We start from the raw sequence: 17,726 nt of genomic DNA on the forward strand, positions 1-17,726 counted from the left end.
AGGACTAGAAGCATGAGATTGCTTTTAGTCCTAATTTTTTACTAAGTACCAAAAAAGCTTGTAAGGAGCTTTTTTAGTAAGGGCTGACAATCTTTACACTAGGATAGTAATATTACTTAACATTATTAGGATATTATGGCTACTAACGTAGAAATTTACACCTGGAGTACTTGCCCCTTCTGCATTCGTGCTAAAGCTTTGCTGGACAAAAAGGGAGTTGAGTTTACTGAATACTGCATTGATGGGGACGAAGTAGCACGGGATGAAATGGCTCAACGTGCTAACGGACGACGTTCTTTACCCCAAATTTTCATTGATGACCAGCATATCGGCGGTTGTGATGACCTTTATGCTTTAGATGGAGCAGGTAAACTCGACCCACTCCTGGTATAGTCTTTAATCGTTGGTCATTGGTTGTAAATCACCAATGACCAATGACTCATGACCAATGACTTATAACAAAACGATGAAATTTGCTTTTATCATTGATCCAATTCAAAAGTTAGACCCTGGTCACGATACCAGCGTAGCGTTCATGGAAGCTGCTCAACAATTGGGTCATGACGTTTGGATTACGCAAGCTGAAAGTTTAAGTGTGGTTAATGGTCAAGCTTGGGCAATTTTACAAAGGGTACAACTGACTCCGGTACAATTAGTCGATGGACGTTGGTTAATTACTCAGCCTTGGTTTGAATTGGGAGAAAGTGTTTTTCAAACTTTAGAAACTATGGATGCTGTTTTTATGCGAACAGATCCACCTGTGACGATTCCTTATCTTTATGCTACTTATATTCTTGATTACATTAACCCAGAAAAAACGTTAGTCATTAATTCTCCGAAAGGCATTAGAGCGGCTAATGAAAAAATGTATGCGCTTCAGTTTACTGAGGCAATACCAGAAACAATTGTTACTCCAGATAAATTGGTAATTCGGGAATTTGTGGACAAAAAAGGGGCGGGAGTTCTTAAACCTTTGGGAGGTAAGGCGGGGGAAGGTATTTTATTTTTGGAAGGTGGCGATCGCAATTTCAATTCTTTAATAGAACTGAGCACTTTACAAGGTCGAGTTCCGGTAATGGTGCAAGAATATTTACCCGCTGCTAAGGAAGGAGATAAACGGATTATCTTACTTAATGGTGAACCAATTGGGGCGGTAAATCGCGTTCCTACTGGTAAGGAATTTCGGGGTAATATGGCTGTGGGTGGTCAAGCTGTGGCGACGGAAATTAGCGATCGCGAACTGGAAATTTGCGCCCAAGTCGCTCCTGTGTTACAAAAAGATGGTTTAATTTTTGTTGGTCTTGATGTAATTGGTGGCTACCTTACAGAAGTAAATGTTACCAGTCCTACAGGTGTGCGAGAAGTTGACCGACTCAGCGGTACTCAACTCGGTTATCAAGTGATTCAATGGATAGAGCAACACACCAAGAAGAAATGCTAAAGTTGGCTTAACTAAATCAGATAAATGCTGAGTTAATTCTCTGGAACTATTAGCCATGAGACAAAATAATGAGAGTCAAGAAGTTCTAAACTGGGGAATGTGGACGCATCTTTCTTCCCTAATTTGGATACCTTTAATGTTTGTTGGCTTAAGTTTTCCTGTACTCAATATAGTTGGGCCTTTACTTGTTTGGTTGTACAAGCGAAAAGACCACGAGTTTATTGATGAACAAGGAAAAGAATCGCTCAATTTTCAGCTTTCTTTTACGCTCTATAATTTTATCCTGGCATTGATTCTAATAGTGGTGGGTGTCATTATTGGATTAACTCTAATTACGGCACCCGATCAACCAACTGATGCTCAAGCTGGTGGCACTTTGTTTGGTTTGGGTTTGGTGGGATTAAGCTTTTTACTGGCTATAATTCTAGCTATTGCTCAATTGATTTTAGTAATCAATGCCGCTCTCAAAGCCAAAAAAGGTGAATTTTACCGTTATCCTTTAACTATTCGTTTTTTGAGATAAGTTCATGTCTGTAGCATCTGCCGAAAATTCAAAACTTGGTGTTGCTGTTGTAGGAACTGGATTTGGCGAAAAAGTCCATATTCCGGGATTACAAGAAAATCCGAATACTAAGGTTGTTGCGGTTTATCATCGCGATTTGGCTAAGGCAAAAACGATCGCATCTAAATATAATATTCCTCATGGTTGTACTTCTATTGAAGAGATTGTCGCTTTGCCGGAAGTACAAGCTGTGAGTATTTCCACGCCGCCATTTTTACATTATGAAATGGCGAGTCAGGTGTTGCAAGCGGGGAAACATTTATTATTAGAAAAACCTACAACTTTGACGGCTATTGAGGCAAGAGAATTATATCATTTGGCGAATAGGCGTGGTGCGATCGCCACAATGGATTTTGAATTTCGTTTCGTACCCACTTGGATGATGCTATCAGAAATGTTAGCTGAAGGTTATGTCGGAAAAAAACGATTAATTAAAATAGATTGGTTAGTTTCTAGTCGTGCTGATGCGATGCGCCCTTGGAATTGGTATGCACGAAAAGCTCAGGGTGGTGGCGCTTTAGGGGCGGTAGCTTCCCATGCCTTTGATTATATTAGTTGGTTATTTGGCCCTGTACGTCGCTTATTAGCCAAATTAATTAGCACTATACCCGATCGTCCCGACCCCAACACAGGTGAAATGAAACCTGTTGATGCTGATGATGCCTGTATGTTGATGCTAGAGTTGGCAGATGGTACACCTTGCCAAATTTGTATTAGTTCGGTGACTTATCAAGGACGAGGGCATTGGGTGGAAATTTATGGCGATCGCGGTACTCTAGTTTTAGGTAACGATAACCAAAAAGATTATGTTCACGGTTTTCGTCTCTTAGCTGCACCCGCAGGAAAAAGTCTTTCTGAAGTCGAAATACCCCATAGATTAGCTTTTCCTAAAAGTTACACTGATGGCAGAATTGCACCTTTTATCCGAGTCGTTGATAAATGGATAGAAGGAATTAAATTAAGCGCGTCGCAGACACCTTCCTTAACAGAAGGAGTTTATTCACAGTTGCTAATGGATTTAGCTCATAAATCCAATGGTACTGGTCTTTGGGTGGAAGTTCCCGATTTACAAACTTTTTTAGCTAGTAATTAGAAGGTAGGCGGCATAAACCTTTGCTCTTTACCTCTTCTTCTAGCTTATTGGCTAAGTTGATCAAGAACTTAACATTACCAATTGTTACATCCAAACCTTCCTCAGTTACCGGACAACCGTAACGAGGGAAGTTTTCCTTGGGATGTTGCCAACGTATCCAAAGTTTTCCATTGATAACTTTTGTGCTAATTCCCCATCCTTTATAACGGACAGGAATTTGTTCTAGTTGACTATGAGAAAGTTTTTGAGCAGAATTTAACGATTTTGGTTTAGATTCCTGGGAATCTTTAAAAGAGGTAATCATTTTTGCTAGTTGTTTAGTTCAACTTTTCTAAATATCAGGTAAAACTCTTTTAGGAGTAGTGATGCAGCCTGTCCTTCAAAAGTGATGTTATTAAACGATTTAGGTGAGGAAAATACACCTACTTCGTAACTGGGTTGCCGACCTTTCTGTGACAAGTGTCACATTAAATAGATGAAATCTGTTTTTATAGTGTCTTAATTATAAACTGATTGCTAGGCACAAAATGTATCCTACTTGCCGGGAGATTGTAAATAATAGTGTCTTCAATGTGTGTATTTATTTTAAGATAAGAGATTTTTTCTAGCTCAATAAGACTGAATAATCGGTTATTTTTACTATTATGATTTTTATTACAAAATTTTGCAATAAACTTAAATTTACTGGAGCGGCTAATTCCGATGAGAAAAGATAAATTATTTTAGCTCCGACGAATATTAAAACAGCACCATTCTTGTCTGCGCCAGAGAGCGGCGACGATCCAACCTTGTTCTTCTAAAACATCAGCTACAGGTTTTGCTTGTTCTACCAGAATGCCGCTGAGAATGCCCCAGCTGGTAGGTTTGACGATCGCACTCATCTGCGGCAGTAAGTCAATAATTACCTCAGCTAAGATATTGCAGACAATTCCATCTACCGGACGATCGATTAATTGTTTTACTCGATCGACACTTCCCTGTTCGACAATTAACCGTTCCGAATTAATATTATTGAGAGTGCGATTGCTGCGAGCCGAACGCACTGCCAAAGGGTCGATATCCACAGCATAAACTTTTTCTGCGCCTAGTAACACCGAGCCAATGGAGAGAATGCCAGAACCACAACCGATATCTGCCAAGATTAAGTTACTCTCAGTTTCAGGATCGGTTAAGCGCATTTCCAAAGCTTCTAAACAAAGCTGAGTTGTAGCATGATTACCCGTACCAAAAGCTACGCCGGGATCGAGGCGGAGGACTATTCGATCGCTGTCAGTGGGAACTGGTAGCCAAGTGGGGTTGATTAAAAGGCGATCGCCAATTTCCTGCGGTTGCCAATGTGCCTTCCAACTACTTGACCAATCTTCCTCATCGATCAAATGCCATTGCATAGTAGGTATTGAGAAACCCAAAACCAGCGCATCTTGACGTAACCACAAAGAAAGCGCCGCTAAATCCAATAATTCTGCTTGTTCTTGGGGTAAGTAACCTTTAACTAAACAATGATTTCCTTTAATTTCACTAGCAGTTCCCCGACAGCCAAAATTTTCTAATCGCCAGAATATTACTTCTTCTAAAACTGGATCGCAGAAAATTTGTAGTTCCCACCAACTATTTGCCATGTTTCAAAATTACGCGACAGATTAACACCCAGGCGATTTAACAATAGTTTTAAGTTATGAGTTATGAGTTTTGAGTTAATTCAAAACTCATAACTATTCTGAGGATTTACAGAGTTACTGTGTAAGCATCGCGAATTCCGGGAACTTTGAGAATTTCATCTAAAACTCCTTCCGGTAAAGGATCGTCGAGACTCAGCACCATTACCGCATCACCGCGCACAATTTTGCGACCTACCTGCATACTGGCAATATTGACATTAAAACTGCCCAGTAAAGAACCGATTTTGCCGATAATTCCTGGCATATCCCGGTGCAGAGTAAATAACATATAGTGAGTTGGCGGAACATTGATCGGGAAATCATTAATATCTGTAATGTGAATTTCCCCATCACCCAACAAAGCGCCTGTAACCGAGTGTTCGCCTAAAGATCCCTTCGCTTCTAAGTGTAAGGAACCAGCGTAGTCGCGCACTGCATTATCTCTGGTTTCAATGACGCGAATACCTCGTTCTTTAGCTTCAATGCCAGCATTGACGTAGTTTACTCTTTCTCGCAAAGCTTGGTAAAGCAAACCTTTTAAAGCAGCGATGACTATGGGTTTACTGTCATTTGTTGCCAATTCTCCTTGTAAGTGGACGTTGAGACTTTCGACTCTTCCGCCTGCAAGTTGACTGACTAAATTGCCCAAAGTTTCTGCCAGTCGGAGATAAGGCTTGAGTTTTTCCAAAACATCTGGGTACAAACCGGGGATGTTGACGGCGCTGCGGGCGGGTAATCCTAATAATACATCGCGGATTTGTTCGGCGACATCGATCGCCACATTCACCTGTGCTTCAGCGGTAGAAGCGCCTAAGTGGGGAGTGAGAATTACTTGTTTACCCATCGCGCATAATGGCGACTCACCCAGAGGTTCTTTCTCGAACACATCCAAAGCGGCTCCAGCAATTTTACCTTCTTTAATTGCTTCTGCCAAAGCTACTTCATCAATAATCCCGCCCCTAGCGCAGTTGATAATGCGGGCGGTAGGTTTCATTTTGGCTAAAGCTTCCGCATTAATCAAGTGGGTAGTTTCGGGAGTTTTGGGGATATGCAGGGTAATATAATCAGCTTCCCGCAATAGCAGATCCATATCTACCAAACGACAACCGATGTTTTCTGCACGTTCGGTAGAAATAAACGGGTCGAATGCTAATAATTTCATCCCCATTGTTTTGGCGACTGCGGCTACGTGAGAGCCTATTTTACCTAAGCCAACAATACCGAGAGTTTTTTTGTAAACTTCTGTGCCAACGAAGAGTTTACGTTCCCATTTTCCACTTTTAATTGAGGTGTTGGCATCGGGGATCGAACGAGAGAGTGATAGCATTAGAGCGATCGCGTGTTCGGCTGCTGCGATCGTGTTACCTTCCGGGGAGTTGACTACGACAATACCTTGTCTGGTTGCCGCAGGCACATCTACATTATCAACGCCAACTCCGGCGCGACCAATAATTTTTAGCTGTTTGGCAGCTGCGATCACTTCTTGGGTGACGCGAGTTTCGGAACGGATCATTAATGCGTCATAGTCGGGAATGATCCTCACCAACTCTTCTGCGGGTAGCCCAGTTTTTACATCAACTTGGGCTACTTGGGATAAGATGTCGATGCCAGCTTGGTCTATGGGATCGGAAACGAGAACCTTTGACATGAGTAGTAAGTGAGTTTAAATAAGAAGGTAGAAGGCTCCAAGGCAGAAGGCTCCAAGGCTCATACAAAGCTTTTTTACCTTTTCAACTGTATAGTTATTGCTACCTCGTACTGCTTTGCCACTATGAAAAATCTTCACAGTAGGTCATTCTAGCGGCAAACGACATTACCGACTGAGATTCGCTAGAAAGTTTTTAGGCTTTGATTGAGGGGGTGGGGGGAGTTGAAGAGGTGGGGGGGTGGGGAGGTAGGGGGATGGGGGGAGTTTCTAGCTCTAGATCTCTCCCCATCTCCCCATCTCCCCATCTCCCCATCTTCCCTGTTCCCATCACTGCTACGCTGATAAAAGTAACCAATATATATTAGGTGTATGAATTATCTTGTTGCTGTTTTGAGCGATCGCATTCAGGCGGAAGCAGCTTACTCTGCTTTAGAAAAAGAAGGTTTTGCGATGGATAAAGTTACCATCTTAGGCAAAGGCTACAAAAGTGCCGATGAGTTTGGTTTAATTGATCCTAACGAACAAGCGATTAAACAAGCTAAATTTATGGCATTTTGGTTAGTACCCTTTGGTTTTGTCGCTGGTACTACCTTCAGCGTCATCACTGGGTTAAATACCTTTGCTTGGGCTGGTGAAATCGGCAATCATTTAATTGGTGGGGTTTTAGGTGCGATCTCAGGCGCAATGGGCAGTATTTTTGCTGGTGGAGGAACTGGTTTAATCTTTGGTGGTGGTGATGCTTTACCCTATCGCAATCGTCTCAATGCTGGTAAATATTTAATTGTAGTGAAAGGCTCGGAAACTTTGACCCGTCGTGCTACTAGTATTCTCCGTCAGTTTGAACCCGAAAATATTCAAGGTTACGTAGAACCAAATGTCTAAAAATCATCCCGGCAGCAGTTTGCGAATCAAAACGGTACGCTTAAAGTTAATTCCATGCCCTTTGGAAGTAGCGGAAGCGAGTATTTTTAATCCGTCGCGAGTAGCTGAAATTTTGGGGGCGGGTGTACCGGAAGATTGGCAAAAAGCAGAGGTGCAAGATTTTTTACCAATGTATGCTCAAATGCTGGTGGACGATCGCACAAAGTTGGGTTGGGGTGTTTGGTTAATGATTCAAACTCAAGAGAATATGTTAATTGGCGATTTGGGTTTTGGTGGTAAACCTGATGAGTCGGGAAGTTTAGAAATTGGTTATGAGGTGTTTGCTGCTTATCGCCATCAAGGTTATGCTTTTGAAGCGGTAGAAGCTTTGGTAAATTGGGCTTTTTCTTGCCCAGAACTAAAGAGAATTGTTGCTCATTGTCCCGTTGATAATTTGGCTTCAAGGCGAATTTTGGAAAAGTTGGGCATGGAGCGATTACACTTAGTAGAAATGCCAGAACTTCCCGATACACAAGTTTGGAAATGGCAGTTAATGAATCAATCAAAAATCTAAAATCGTCTGATGTTACCTAGAGAAGAATTGTTAAAAGGTGTAGAAAATCGAGACTGTGCGGCTAGGGTAATTGATTTAGCTGAACAGGCAATTAAAACTTGGGAAATTGTGTTTTCTGACTTTCTTTCGCCGCCTGAGTTGGCAGAAGTGCAGCGGATGTTTGGTAAGTTGACGGAAGTGCATTTGTTAGCTTGGGGTGGCTATCCACAGGCGGAAAGACAGCGGTTAGCGATCGCCCGTTCCGAACTCCCTTTAGACATCTCCCAAGTAGAAATTGCCGCTTTAGAAATAGCTGGTAATTTCTTATTCGATCCGGCAACTCACCGAGATTTTTTGGGTGCAATGTTAGGTTGTGGAATTAATCGGGAAAAAACGGGTGATTTAATTGTTTTGGGGGAACGAGGTGCTCAAGCAATTGTAGTTCCTGAAATGGTGGAATATTTAGAGACACATTTGGAACAAGTGCGATCGGTTCCGGTGCGAACTCAACGCATTGAAATCAGCGAATTAAAGATTAAAGAACCGAAGAAGAAAGAGTTAACAACGGTGGAAGCTTCTTTGCGGTTGGATGCGATCGCATCCGCTGGTTTTGGAATGTCTCGCAGCAAAATGGTCGATTTAATTGATGGTGGTGATGTGCGAGTTAATTGGAAAGAAATCACCCAAGCTAGTCATCAATTAAAGTCAGGTGATTTAGTCGCAATTCGTGGCAAAGGACGTTTAGAAGTTGGGGAAATTGCTGTCACGAAAAAAGACCGTTACCGAGTACAAATGACCAGGTATATGTAAATCCCGAATCAAAATCAAGACCTAACAAGCATTGGTTTTTTATCAGGTTTTACAGAAACTTTCATCGGGTCATAACCTAACTGTTCAGTAATCCTTTCCCTAGCCAAAACTCGGTACTCCCAAAAATGCTCTCCAGCCGCACATAAACCCAAATACATATTCAGAACTTGCGGCTTTATTAACAGAATTGTTAATAGTTGTTGCCAAAATTGTCCGCGAATTTCCGGTCTGCGTATGCCCTGATGCCAGATTACCTGGGAAACTAATCGCAACCCTTTACCCAAAGGAAATTGCATAGTTTGCCTTCGTTCTGCTGGCGAATTAATCTTGAGACATTGCTTAAAACAGCGTTTGAGATAGTTTTTTGGTTCATACAAATTCCAGAAACCTTCGACATATTCTTTGGCAATTTCAGCGATGGGACGAGTGGGGATAAAATTCATCAAAGTATTTTGATCTCCCACTTTAGTAATACCAACACCCTCTACTAAACGTTGTTCTTTTTCCAAGCGATGCCATAATTGAGTATTAGGTAAAGCTTGGAGAATGCCTAGCATAGGTTGAGGAATACTGCTTTGTTCTATAAATGCTTGAATTCGCTCACCTGCGCCGGAACGTTCGCCATCAAAACCGAGAATAAATCCTGCATAAATTAGCATACCTGCCTGATTGATTTTGCGACAAGCTTCAATCAGGGGATGACGAGTATTTTGTAGTTTGTGAGTTACTTTCAAACTATCTTGATCTGGGGTTTCAATGCCGAGAAATATTGCATAAAATCCGGCTTGATTCATTAAATCTAACAGTTCGTCATCTTCTGCTAAATTTACAGAAGCTTCAGTCATGAAAGTGAAGGGGTAATTGTGTTGTTTTACCCAAGGAATCAATTCTCTTAAAAAGCGTTTGACGTTACGCTGATTGCCAATAAAGTTATCATCAACGATGAAAAGTGAACCTCGCCAACCTAAATCATAAAGCTTTTGCAATTCTGCTATTGCTTGACTCGGTTCTTTGGTGCGGGGTTTGCGACCGTAAAGGGTTATGATATCGCAAAACTCGCAGTTGAAGGGACAACCGCGAGAAAACTGAATTGCCATCATAAAGTAGGCATCGCGTTTCAGGAGATCAAAGCGAGGCATGGGACTTTGGGTGACATCCGGTTTTTCCGAGGCGCGAAAAATTCCTTGCGCTTCGCCTTGATTAAGTGCTGCGATAAAGTTTGGAACTGTGATTTCCCCTTCATCGAGGATCAGGTAGTGTGCGCCTGAGTCAAGGGCTTCTTGGGGAAGAGATGTGGGATAGGGGCCACCAACTGCGACTTTTTTGCCTAATTTTACTGCTTTTTGAATTAGGATGTGGAAATCTGGTTTCTGTACCAGCATGGCGGAGAGGATAACTAAGTCACACCATTGCCAATCTGCGTCTGTTTCTGGGTTAACGTTGCGATCGCAAAATCTAATTTCCCATTCTTTGGGAAGGAGGGCGGCAACTGTAATAATTCCCAAAGGTGGAATAACTGCTTTAAATCCAGCTATTTCCATGAAGCGATCGTAAGACCAAAAGGACTGGGGAAACTGAGGATAGAGCAATAATGCTTTCATTCTTTAGCTCCTTAACGCTGTTTCGGTTCACTCTCTCGATCGACAGATGCCAAAATATAGATCAGCTTGTATTAGCTTATCCATCAGCCGAATCTGTCTGTGCAACGGTTTTTAAACGGGCATTTCTTGATAACAGTGGCTACAACGCCAATAAATACCTCCCATGCGAATATGACGCAGTAAAATGTTTGAGCAGCAAAGACAAGTATGGTGCTCGCTCATAGATTGATCCATTGTGGGGATAATACTTCGTAGCTGGCGACCATTAATCAGGTTTCGAGGCAACGCGATCGAAGTTGTTAATAAAGCTAGCATTTTAAAAAACCAGTATTTTAATTAGGTTTTAAGTATAAGTCCCCTTGACAAGGAATACGTCTATCGATAGAGATAGAGAAATTTTGATTTATGTGGTATGGTAAACGGGAATCGTAAATCGCGGGCTTGATAGCAAAAGTCGTGCTAAATACAGCTACCTAAGCCAAGTCCTTGATGAGGTTGAATAACAATTGAAAATACAAGCGTTGGATATCAAAATGGGCGATCGCATCATTGCTTACTGCAATAATAAGATGCAGATCTGTACAGTGAAACGCATTCTAGATTCTGGTCAAACTAATAATATTACGCTATCAGTATTCACTTCTGACCATTACCGCATCTCTGTTTCCCGCACAGTGAGGTTTAAACGGGACGCTTTAGTTGATTTGGTGGGGGCAAAAATTACGGATAAAAATGAGCCGATCGCTTAATTGTTACATTTGTAAATTTATTGAGAAATAGAGTTTAATGAAGTAGTAATTACTGCAAAAGCACAAATAATTACTACAGAATTAACAACTAATTAATCAAGATAACCAGAGGCTTGTAGTTTTTGCCAAACTTTGGCTACACTTTCGGCTTCTGTTTCTATATCTGTGTGACATTCTACATCTGGATTAGTAGGAACTTCGTAAGGATCGTCAATTCCGGTAAAGTGTTTAATTTCTCCTGCTCTAGCTTTTTTATACAGTCCTTTAACATCTCTTTTTTCGCAAACTTCTAAAGGCGCATTCACAAAAACTTCAATAAAATCACCAATTTTCGACTTTACTTCTAGGCGAATTTCCCGATAAGGAGAAATTGCCGAAACTAACACAATTACACCATTTCTGGTTAACAAATGCGCGACAAAACCAATGCGGCGAATATTTTCGTCTCTGTCTTCTTTACTAAAACCTAAACCTTTGGTTAAGTTTTGACGGACAATATCTCCGTCGAGAACTTCTACTAAGTATTTTCGCGATCGCAATTCCTGTGCCACCGCCTTGCTAATCGTAGTTTTCCCCGCACCACTTAAACCAGTAAACCATACGGTAACACCACGTCGCTTCATCTGTCTCTCTTCCACAAAAAAATCCGGCAATCTATCTTATCAGTAAATTTTGGCTGAGCTAGGTGGGAATAATAATTCTAGTAGTTTGGTGCTGATTATGTCTCGTTTAACCGATCGTGCTGGGAAAATCTTACGTGCAGAAGTGGAAAAGTGTGTAGGAAAAGATACTTTGCTGCAAGTGCAGCGAGATATTATCCTAAAACGATTAAATAGGTTGAGAGAACAAGATGGTAATCTAGCTTCTTATGAAGAACTGCGTAATACAATTAGCGATGTTTTCCCCAATTTTAGTGACAAAGTTCTCAGAAAAGCTGCTAAAGCTAATCTTCCTCCGGGTGCGTGGAGTAAAATCAAATGGGTGGTGGGAATTGCAGGTGTTAGTGCTGGCACGGTTTGGCTATTAAACTTACCTTATCCGATGATTCGTTGGCCTGTGGCGCGAACTGCACCGATTTTGCTCCTACCTAGTTATATGAAAATGGATTATGATTACCGACAAGCGATCGTACTGGTAGAACAAGCAGATCAGCTGGTTAATCGAGCAACTAGTCAAGCAGATTTGGTTTTAGGAGCACAAAAAGTTAAGCAAGCACAAAAACATTTAGATGATTTACCTGTTTGGTTTTTAGGTTATCAACCTCAATATAGATTTTGGTTTGGCTGGAATTTTACTTTAGATGAATTTCGCTCGGCGCGTGCTAATGTAGGGCGAATGGAAGCAAAACGAGAGATTGAATATTTACTAGCAAATACTTCTGGAAGAAGCGATCGCAATCAAATCGTTAGCAAAATCCAAAGTATTATTGATAAATTACAGCAAGTAAAAACCGGAACAACTGCTTACCAAGAAGCACAACAATTGCTTCTATCTGCTCAGAAAAAACTTAAGGAAATAGAGCAATCTTCTTTTGGTAGTTGAGATGATTAGACTTCTCGGTTAAGTCGAAAATTTACTAATAATCGCAAAGTTCGATTAGATTATTTACTCGTTCCGATAGCTCTTGTTTGTAAATTAAGCCTTCCACCCAAGAAGGTTCAATTTTTTGATAACCAAACCTTGCTCCTAATAATGCTCCTGCTACCGCAGCATTTGTATCTGCATCTCCTCCTTCATTAATAATTGCCAAAAGTCCTTCTGCAAAGGTTGAAGCATGAAGTAGCGCCCAAAATGCTGCCCCTAAAGTTTTTAGTGTGTAGCCTAGTGTATATTTCTCATTGGGATTAAGACCTTCATCTAAGTCTAAAGCTTCTAGGGAATCTGCTTTTGCTTTGGCAAAGTATATTTCGATTTCAGGATGGAAAAAATTAACTTGATTAGCGATCGAATCCACTAATTGATTTATATTTTCTACACCTTGAATGAGTTGACTAATTGCTAAACATACAGCTACACATGAGCCTATACAACGAGGATCGGCGTGAGTAATTCGACATATCTGTTCAGCATTAAACCACACTTTTTCAGCATTTTTATATTCCCAAATTCCTAAAACTGATGTTCGCATTACTCCGCCATTTGCGGCTGATTCTCTATCCTTAGATTCCCAATATTTTTGAGCTACAAGATGAGGATTAAGCAAAAATTCTGTGTCATGAACAACAGTTTTGACTGTCCCACCAATTCCAAAACCATCTGTAATAGCCCAATTTTGCAAACGAGTAGCAATATCTTGAATCTTCAGTTGTCGAAAAGTTAGTAAACTATCCAGAATACACAGCATTTGATCTGTATCATCCGTCCAATCTCCAGGTTGCCATCGCCAATCTTGAAGTTGCTCAAATTGATTAGTAATTCTGGAAAAGTATCTGATTTGAGAATAGTCTGTTAATCCATTTGGATAAGTAAATTTCACCTGCTCGCGGGAGAGAAATTCAGTACCAAATCCAAGGGCATCTCCTACTGCTTGACCAAATAAAACTCCCCGAATTCTATCCGCTACTAGTAAATCCATGCGAATATTTCCTTACTGTTTGGTTTGTTGTAAGGACTTTAGTCCTTTAATGTAAATAATACGACTAAAGTCGCTACAACAAACTTAAGGCTTGACTTCACACACTTTTTGCTATAGATGAAATTCCTGCCATATCTAATATTTCGGGAATTAAATCCTCTCTTTTAATTGCCATTAGATGAACACCGTGACAAATTCCTTTTGCCATTTGCACTTGTTCTGCGGCAATTTTCATTCCTTCTCTTAAGGGATCTTTGGCGGTGGCTAGGCGATCGACAATCGATTGCGGAATTTCAATTCCCGGTACACAACGATTTAAAAATTGGGCATTCTTCGCTGATTTAATTAAGAAAATTCCCGCTAAAATCGGCTTATTAGTACCAGCTGCAATTTGATTCATGAACTTTTCTAAGCGATCGAAATCCGCAATTAATTGACTTTGGAAAAACTGCGCCCCTGCTTGTAATTTTCGCTCAAAACGACGCTGTAAACCTGACCAACTATGTGATTGCGGATCGACAGCTGCACCAACAAATAAATCAGTCGCACCATCAGTTAAAGGTTTACCATTCCAATCAAAACCATGATTCATTTTGTCGATTAATTGCAGCAACCGCACAGATTCTAAATCAAAAACTGCTTTACAATCGGGATGATCTCCCGCTTTCACCGGATCGCCAGTCAGGGCTAAAATGTTGTGAATCCCCAGAGCGTTAGCACCCATGAGATCGGCTTGTAAACCGATGCGATTGCGATCGCGACAAGCAACCTGACATATTGGTTCAATCCCATGTTGCAACAAAATAGCTGAAGCGGCTAAAGGGCACATCCGCAACACCGCCCGACTACCATCCGTAATATTTACCGCATGAACTCGACCTTTTAAAAGTTGCGCCATTTTCAGCATCGAAGTTGAATCACCTCCCTTTGGCGGTGAAACTTCAGCGGTAATTAAAAATTCTCCGCTTTTAACAGCGTTACGAAAGTAATTTAAAGGTTTTAGGTATGGCGTGCTGTGCATGGTACATTCAGTTGTGATTTTTTTTAAACAGGTTGGGAATAACCCATTGCGGCTTTGACTTCTGCTAGGGTTTGATTGGCGATCGCACCCGCCTTTTCCTTCCCTTCGCGCAACACAGATTCCAGATAACCCAATTCATTCATCACCGCATAATACTTATCTTGAATCGGTTTCAGAGCATTAATCGTTGTCTCAGTTAACAAAGGCTTAAACTGACCCCAACCCATATCCGCACATTCCGCTGTAACTTCTTCCTTAGTCTTACCAGAAAGCAGCATATATAAAGTTAACAAATTTCGGCTTTCCGGTCTTTCTGAGTCATCAAAAGACAAACCTCGCACCGCATCAGTTTTACAGCGCTTAATTTTCTTTTGAATTTCATCTGGCGAATCCAACAAATTAATTCGACTCAATTCCGAAGGATCGGACTTAGACATTTTCTTTGTCCCATCCGTCAAACTCATCACTCGCGCACCTTCCGCCCGAATTAAAGGATCGGGTAACTTTAACACTTTTTTGTCATTACCAAACAAATGATTAAACCGCGCTGCTATATCACGAGTTAATTCTAAATGTTGCTTTTGGTCTTCACCTACAGGCACTTTATCAGCTTGGTAAAGCAAAATATCCGCTGCCATCAATACCGGATAATCCAACAAACCAGTATTAACATTTTCCCCCTGCTTCACCGCTTTTTCCTTAAACTGAATCATATCTTGCAACCAGTTTAAAGGCGTAATGCAGTTTAATAACCAAGTTAACTCGCTGTGAGCGGGAAGATGAGACTGAATAAAAATACTCGAATAATTTAAATCTATGCCACAAGCTAGATACAAAGCCGCAATTTTATAGGTATCCTCCGCCAATGTAGCTGGATCGTGAGGAACTGTAATCGCGTGCAAATCAACCACACAAAAAAAGTTATCGTACTCGCTCTGTCCTTCTACCCAATTGCGAATCGCTCCCAGGTAGTTACCCAGGTGAAGATTGCCAGTTGGTTGAACCCCAGAGAGAACTCGCTGTTTCGCCATAAATTTCTTAAACTATCTGGAACTTGCCTAAAGGTTGTTTAAATAACTCACCTAACTAGTTTTACATTTTTTGATTCTTAAATTTTCGGCAATTTCCTTAAAGCATCTACAAACAAACTTCACAAAACGTTACTAAAATCCACTGTTCGTTTTGAATAAATTGGAAGTAAGCTGGAAACCAGGTAATTTTTGCAAAATCGGGTTACTTGCACAAGCAAGCTCATTTTATAGCATTTTTTCTCTGTCTTTTTTCAACTTACTAATCTTTTTACAGAGTACAGGGGCTGGGGGGCAGAAAGTAGGGGCAATTCATGAATTGCCCTTACAAAATTCAAAACTCACAACTTACCCCAGTCCCCAATCCCTACTTTCAGCAACTTCAAGAGGTTAAAGAGATGAAAGCTTTACTAATTTGGCCCAATTTTCCGAATTCTTTTTGGGGTTATCAGGAAACTTTGCATTTGGCGGGTTTGCGATCGACCAATCCACCGTTAGGATTGATTACAGTTGCCGCTATGCTGCCCAAAGAGTGGGAAATTAGATTTGCCGATCGCAACGTTGCACCAGAAACCGAAGCAGATTGGGCATGGTGCGATATTGTCATGATCTCGGCAATGATCGTGCAAAAAGCTGATTTTCGCGCCTTGATTCAAAAAGGTGTCGCCTTCGGTAAAAAAGTGGCTGTCGGAGGGCCTTTTCCTACTTCCGTACCGGAGTTTGCACTAGAAGCAGGAGCCAATTACCTGATTTTAGATGAAGGTGAATGCACTATCCCCATGTTCTTAGAAGCTTTGGAAAAGGGAGAAGAACGAGGCATATTCCGTTCCCCAGAAAAACCAGATGTTACCCAAACTCCCATTCCTCGCTTCGATTTGTTAAACATGGATGCTTATTTAGCAATCACGGTGCAGTTTTCGCGGGGTTGTCCGTTCCAATGTGAATTTTGTGACATTATCAACTTGTACGGACGCAAACCGCGCACCAAAACACCCGAACAAATGTTAGCAGAATTGGAAGTGCTTTATCAAATGGGTTGGCATCGCTATGTGTTTATCGTCGATGACAATTTCATCGGCAACAAACGCAATGCCAAGCTATTTTTAAAAGCTTTGATTCCTTGGATGGAGGAACGCAATTATCCTTTCATTTTGCTGACGGAAGCTTCCCTGAATTTGGCAGAAGATGACGAGATGATTGAGTTAATGGTTAAGGCTGGATTTACTGTCTTATTTATGGGTATTGAAACCCCAGATACTGATAGTTTACTCGGCATCCACAAGAATCAAAATACTCGTCATCCATTAGTTGAATCTTGCCATAAAATTACCAAAGCCGGACTACAAATTATGTCTGGTTTTATTATGGGTTTCGATGGGGAACGTCCGGGTGCTGGTAAACGCATTCAAGAGTTTATTACTGCTACAGGAATTCCTCAAGGTCAGTTTAGCTTACTGCAAGCTTTACAAAATACTCAATTGTGGCAACGTCTGGAAAAAGAAGGTCGTTTGGTGGATGGTTTAGGAACATTTCACCAAGGCGCAATTATGAATTTTGTGCCAACAAGACCTATAGAAGAACTGGTTGAGGAATACATTGATGCGTTTTGGAATATTTACGAACCAATGCCTTTTTTAAAACGCAATTTCCGACATTTTATGATGATGAATGGTTGGCGTGGTAGGTTGATGCCGAAGATTACTTATAGGGAGTTACGTTTGTTTTCTGCGGTTTGTTGGCGACAAGGGGTTTTACGTTCGACTCGCTGGCGTTTTTGGTGGCAATTTTTGGCGATCGCACTTCTCAAACCCCGGCTATTCTATGATTACATGACAAGCTTGGGTGTAGGCGAACACTTTTTTAAATACCGTTATGAAGTGCGCGATCAACTATTAACACAATTGGCAACAATGAAACAAGCAAAAGCAAAACACCAGGAAGAAGAGAGTTATCAACTCGCATCTGTGCATTAGATTACCGCCACATCTCAGATCTGGCACCATTCTCAACAAGCCTGGAAAAACCGGGTTTCTTGACGGAAAATCTAGGGTTTCAGGGTTAGCTATTTGCAAGAAACCCGGTTTTTAGCCCTGGTGCAAGATCTGAGACATTAAATTTAATTAATT

20 protein-coding genes are annotated in these 17,726 nt (G+C 41.1%); 10 read left to right on the top strand and 10 right to left on the bottom strand.

Translation table 11 applies throughout. The features are described 5' to 3' along the window. Positions 1-135 precede the first annotated feature (135 nt). The 4 genes from grxC (at position 136) to ACE1CA_RS25970 (ending at position 3,096) form a co-directional block, all read left to right on the top strand. On the top strand, positions 136-393 hold the full coding sequence (grxC, locus tag ACE1CA_RS25955) for a glutaredoxin 3 (protein WP_413278375.1): 258 nt from the start codon (positions 136-138) through the stop codon (positions 391-393). A 73-nt stretch (positions 394-466) separates the two neighbouring features. Beyond that, positions 467-1,441, top strand: a complete 975-nt coding sequence (gene gshB / locus ACE1CA_RS25960; RefSeq protein WP_413278384.1) for a glutathione synthase — start codon at positions 467-469, stop codon at positions 1,439-1,441. A 55-nt stretch (positions 1,442-1,496) separates the two neighbouring features. Beyond that, entirely contained in the window at positions 1,497-1,964 is a 468-nt protein-coding gene (locus ACE1CA_RS25965; RefSeq protein WP_413278374.1) for a DUF4870 domain-containing protein, read from the top strand. Between the two features lie 4 nt (positions 1,965-1,968). Continuing rightward, positions 1,969-3,096: a Gfo/Idh/MocA family protein gene (locus ACE1CA_RS25970; RefSeq protein ID WP_413278373.1), complete on the top strand. Its 1,128-nt coding sequence runs from the start codon at positions 1,969-1,971 to the stop codon at positions 3,094-3,096. Here ACE1CA_RS25970 and ACE1CA_RS25975 read toward each other — a convergent pair. From ACE1CA_RS25975 to ACE1CA_RS25990, 4 genes are all read right to left on the bottom strand, one after another. Further along, on the bottom strand, positions 3,086-3,400 hold the full coding sequence (locus ACE1CA_RS25975) for a hypothetical protein (protein ID WP_413278372.1): 315 nt from the start codon (positions 3,398-3,400) through the stop codon (positions 3,086-3,088). The two genes, ACE1CA_RS25970 and ACE1CA_RS25975, sit on opposite strands and share 11 nt — an antisense overlap. A gap of 418 nt (positions 3,401-3,818) precedes the next feature. After that, on the bottom strand, positions 3,819-4,715 hold the full coding sequence (prmA, locus tag ACE1CA_RS25980) for a 50S ribosomal protein L11 methyltransferase (RefSeq protein WP_413278371.1): 897 nt from the start codon (positions 4,713-4,715) through the stop codon (positions 3,819-3,821). Positions 4,716-4,821: 106 nt separating this feature from the next. Further along, a complete protein-coding gene (gene serA / locus ACE1CA_RS25985) occupies positions 4,822-6,402 on the bottom strand; it encodes a phosphoglycerate dehydrogenase (RefSeq protein WP_413278370.1) in 1,581 nt (526 codons plus the stop codon). Positions 6,403-6,595: 193 nt separating this feature from the next. Then, positions 6,596-6,757 carry a hypothetical protein gene (locus tag ACE1CA_RS25990; protein WP_486517542.1) on the bottom strand — a complete coding sequence of 54 codons (162 nt, stop codon included), beginning with the start codon at positions 6,755-6,757 and terminating at the stop codon, positions 6,596-6,598. Between the two features lie 14 nt (positions 6,758-6,771). Between ACE1CA_RS25990 and ACE1CA_RS25995 the strand changes: the two genes are divergently transcribed. The 3 genes from ACE1CA_RS25995 to ACE1CA_RS26005 are packed head-to-tail and all read left to right on the top strand — an operon-like array spanning position 6,772 to position 8,626. Further along, on the top strand, positions 6,772-7,284 hold the full coding sequence (locus ACE1CA_RS25995) for a hypothetical protein (protein WP_413276055.1): 513 nt from the start codon (positions 6,772-6,774) through the stop codon (positions 7,282-7,284). Beyond that, complete coding sequence (locus ACE1CA_RS26000) at positions 7,277-7,837, top strand: GNAT family N-acetyltransferase (RefSeq protein WP_413276056.1); 561 nt, start codon at positions 7,277-7,279, stop codon at positions 7,835-7,837. Before ACE1CA_RS25995 ends, ACE1CA_RS26000 begins: the two co-directional genes overlap by 8 nt. Before the next feature lie 9 nt (positions 7,838-7,846). Next, positions 7,847-8,626, top strand: coding sequence for a photosystem II electron transport protein, Sll1252 family (locus ACE1CA_RS26005; protein ID WP_413276057.1), 780 nt, complete (start codon positions 7,847-7,849; stop codon positions 8,624-8,626). A gap of 14 nt (positions 8,627-8,640) precedes the next feature. Here the strand turns inward: ACE1CA_RS26005 and ACE1CA_RS26010 are convergent, their stop codons facing one another. After that, positions 8,641-10,227 (bottom strand): B12-binding domain-containing radical SAM protein, encoded by a 1,587-nt coding sequence (locus tag ACE1CA_RS26010; RefSeq protein WP_413276058.1) that lies wholly within the window; start codon positions 10,225-10,227, stop codon positions 8,641-8,643. Positions 10,228-10,338: 111 nt separating this feature from the next. Next, positions 10,339-10,542, bottom strand: a complete 204-nt coding sequence (locus ACE1CA_RS26015; RefSeq protein ID WP_413276059.1) for a hypothetical protein — start codon at positions 10,540-10,542, stop codon at positions 10,339-10,341. Between the two features lie 191 nt (positions 10,543-10,733). Here ACE1CA_RS26015 and ACE1CA_RS26020 point away from each other — a divergent pair, with 191 nt between their 5' ends. Further along, entirely contained in the window at positions 10,734-10,976 is a 243-nt protein-coding gene (locus ACE1CA_RS26020) for a hypothetical protein (RefSeq protein ID WP_413276060.1), read from the top strand. 92 nt (positions 10,977-11,068) lie between these two features. Here the strand turns inward: ACE1CA_RS26020 and cysC are convergent, their stop codons facing one another. Further along, positions 11,069-11,599: an adenylyl-sulfate kinase gene (gene cysC, locus ACE1CA_RS26025; protein WP_413276061.1), complete on the bottom strand. Its 531-nt coding sequence runs from the start codon at positions 11,597-11,599 to the stop codon at positions 11,069-11,071. 97 nt (positions 11,600-11,696) lie between these two features. Between cysC and ACE1CA_RS26030 the strand changes: the two genes are divergently transcribed. After that, the gene (locus tag ACE1CA_RS26030; protein WP_413276062.1) at positions 11,697-12,518 is read left to right on the top strand and encodes a hypothetical protein; all 822 of its coding nucleotides are present in this window, start codon (positions 11,697-11,699) and stop codon (positions 12,516-12,518) included. Positions 12,519-12,552: 34 nt separating this feature from the next. Here the strand turns inward: ACE1CA_RS26030 and ACE1CA_RS26035 are convergent, their stop codons facing one another. The 3 genes from ACE1CA_RS26035 to trpS all read right to left on the bottom strand — a co-directional run bounded on the left by ACE1CA_RS26035 (position 12,553) and on the right by trpS (position 15,603). Beyond that, positions 12,553-13,551, bottom strand: coding sequence for an ADP-ribosylglycohydrolase family protein (locus ACE1CA_RS26035; protein ID WP_413276063.1), 999 nt, complete (start codon positions 13,549-13,551; stop codon positions 12,553-12,555). Between the two features lie 97 nt (positions 13,552-13,648). Continuing rightward, positions 13,649-14,572 carry a methylenetetrahydrofolate reductase gene (locus ACE1CA_RS26040; protein ID WP_413276064.1) on the bottom strand — a complete coding sequence of 308 codons (924 nt, stop codon included), beginning with the start codon at positions 14,570-14,572 and terminating at the stop codon, positions 13,649-13,651. 23 nt (positions 14,573-14,595) lie between these two features. After that, complete coding sequence (gene trpS, locus ACE1CA_RS26045) at positions 14,596-15,603, bottom strand: tryptophan--tRNA ligase (RefSeq protein WP_413276065.1); 1,008 nt, start codon at positions 15,601-15,603, stop codon at positions 14,596-14,598. 395 nt (positions 15,604-15,998) lie between these two features. On the opposite strand from trpS, the gene ACE1CA_RS26050 reads away from it, so the two are divergent. After that, a complete protein-coding gene (locus ACE1CA_RS26050; RefSeq protein WP_459563554.1) occupies positions 15,999-17,573 on the top strand; it encodes a B12-binding domain-containing radical SAM protein in 1,575 nt (524 codons plus the stop codon). The last annotated feature ends 153 nt before the right edge of the window (positions 17,574-17,726 follow it).

This window comes from Floridaenema evergladense BLCC-F167, assembly GCF_041929205.2.
Lineage (GTDB): Bacteria > Cyanobacteriota > Cyanobacteriia > Cyanobacteriales > Aerosakkonemataceae > Floridanema > Floridanema evergladense.

What these genes read in the sequence shown, in the direction of transcription:
- grxC (WP_413278375.1), top strand. Translation starts at nt 136, where the DNA reads ATGGCTACTAACGTAGAAATTTACACCTGGAGTACTTGCCCCTTCTGC.
- gshB (WP_413278384.1), top strand. Translation starts at nt 467, where the DNA reads ATGAAATTTGCTTTTATCATTGATCCAATTCAAAAGTTAGACCCTGGT.
- ACE1CA_RS25965 (WP_413278374.1), top strand. Translation starts at nt 1,497, where the DNA reads ATGAGACAAAATAATGAGAGTCAAGAAGTTCTAAACTGGGGAATGTGG.
- ACE1CA_RS25970 (WP_413278373.1), top strand. Translation starts at nt 1,969, where the DNA reads ATGTCTGTAGCATCTGCCGAAAATTCAAAACTTGGTGTTGCTGTTGTA.
- ACE1CA_RS25975 (WP_413278372.1), bottom strand. Translation starts at nt 3,400, where the DNA reads ATGATTACCTCTTTTAAAGATTCCCAGGAATCTAAACCAAAATCGTTA.
- prmA (WP_413278371.1), bottom strand. Translation starts at nt 4,715, where the DNA reads ATGGCAAATAGTTGGTGGGAACTACAAATTTTCTGCGATCCAGTTTTA.
- serA (WP_413278370.1), bottom strand. Translation starts at nt 6,402, where the DNA reads ATGTCAAAGGTTCTCGTTTCCGATCCCATAGACCAAGCTGGCATCGAC.
- ACE1CA_RS25995 (WP_413276055.1), top strand. Translation starts at nt 6,772, where the DNA reads ATGAATTATCTTGTTGCTGTTTTGAGCGATCGCATTCAGGCGGAAGCA.
- ACE1CA_RS26000 (WP_413276056.1), top strand. Translation starts at nt 7,277, where the DNA reads ATGTCTAAAAATCATCCCGGCAGCAGTTTGCGAATCAAAACGGTACGC.
- ACE1CA_RS26005 (WP_413276057.1), top strand. Translation starts at nt 7,847, where the DNA reads ATGTTACCTAGAGAAGAATTGTTAAAAGGTGTAGAAAATCGAGACTGT.
- ACE1CA_RS26010 (WP_413276058.1), bottom strand. Translation starts at nt 10,227, where the DNA reads ATGAAAGCATTATTGCTCTATCCTCAGTTTCCCCAGTCCTTTTGGTCT.
- ACE1CA_RS26015 (WP_413276059.1), bottom strand. Translation starts at nt 10,542, where the DNA reads ATGCTAGCTTTATTAACAACTTCGATCGCGTTGCCTCGAAACCTGATT.
- cysC (WP_413276061.1), bottom strand. Translation starts at nt 11,599, where the DNA reads ATGAAGCGACGTGGTGTTACCGTATGGTTTACTGGTTTAAGTGGTGCG.
- ACE1CA_RS26030 (WP_413276062.1), top strand. Translation starts at nt 11,697, where the DNA reads ATGTCTCGTTTAACCGATCGTGCTGGGAAAATCTTACGTGCAGAAGTG.
- ACE1CA_RS26035 (WP_413276063.1), bottom strand. Translation starts at nt 13,551, where the DNA reads ATGGATTTACTAGTAGCGGATAGAATTCGGGGAGTTTTATTTGGTCAA.
- ACE1CA_RS26040 (WP_413276064.1), bottom strand. Translation starts at nt 14,572, where the DNA reads ATGCACAGCACGCCATACCTAAAACCTTTAAATTACTTTCGTAACGCT.
- trpS (WP_413276065.1), bottom strand. Translation starts at nt 15,603, where the DNA reads ATGGCGAAACAGCGAGTTCTCTCTGGGGTTCAACCAACTGGCAATCTT.
- ACE1CA_RS26050 (WP_459563554.1), top strand. Translation starts at nt 15,999, where the DNA reads ATGAAAGCTTTACTAATTTGGCCCAATTTTCCGAATTCTTTTTGGGGT.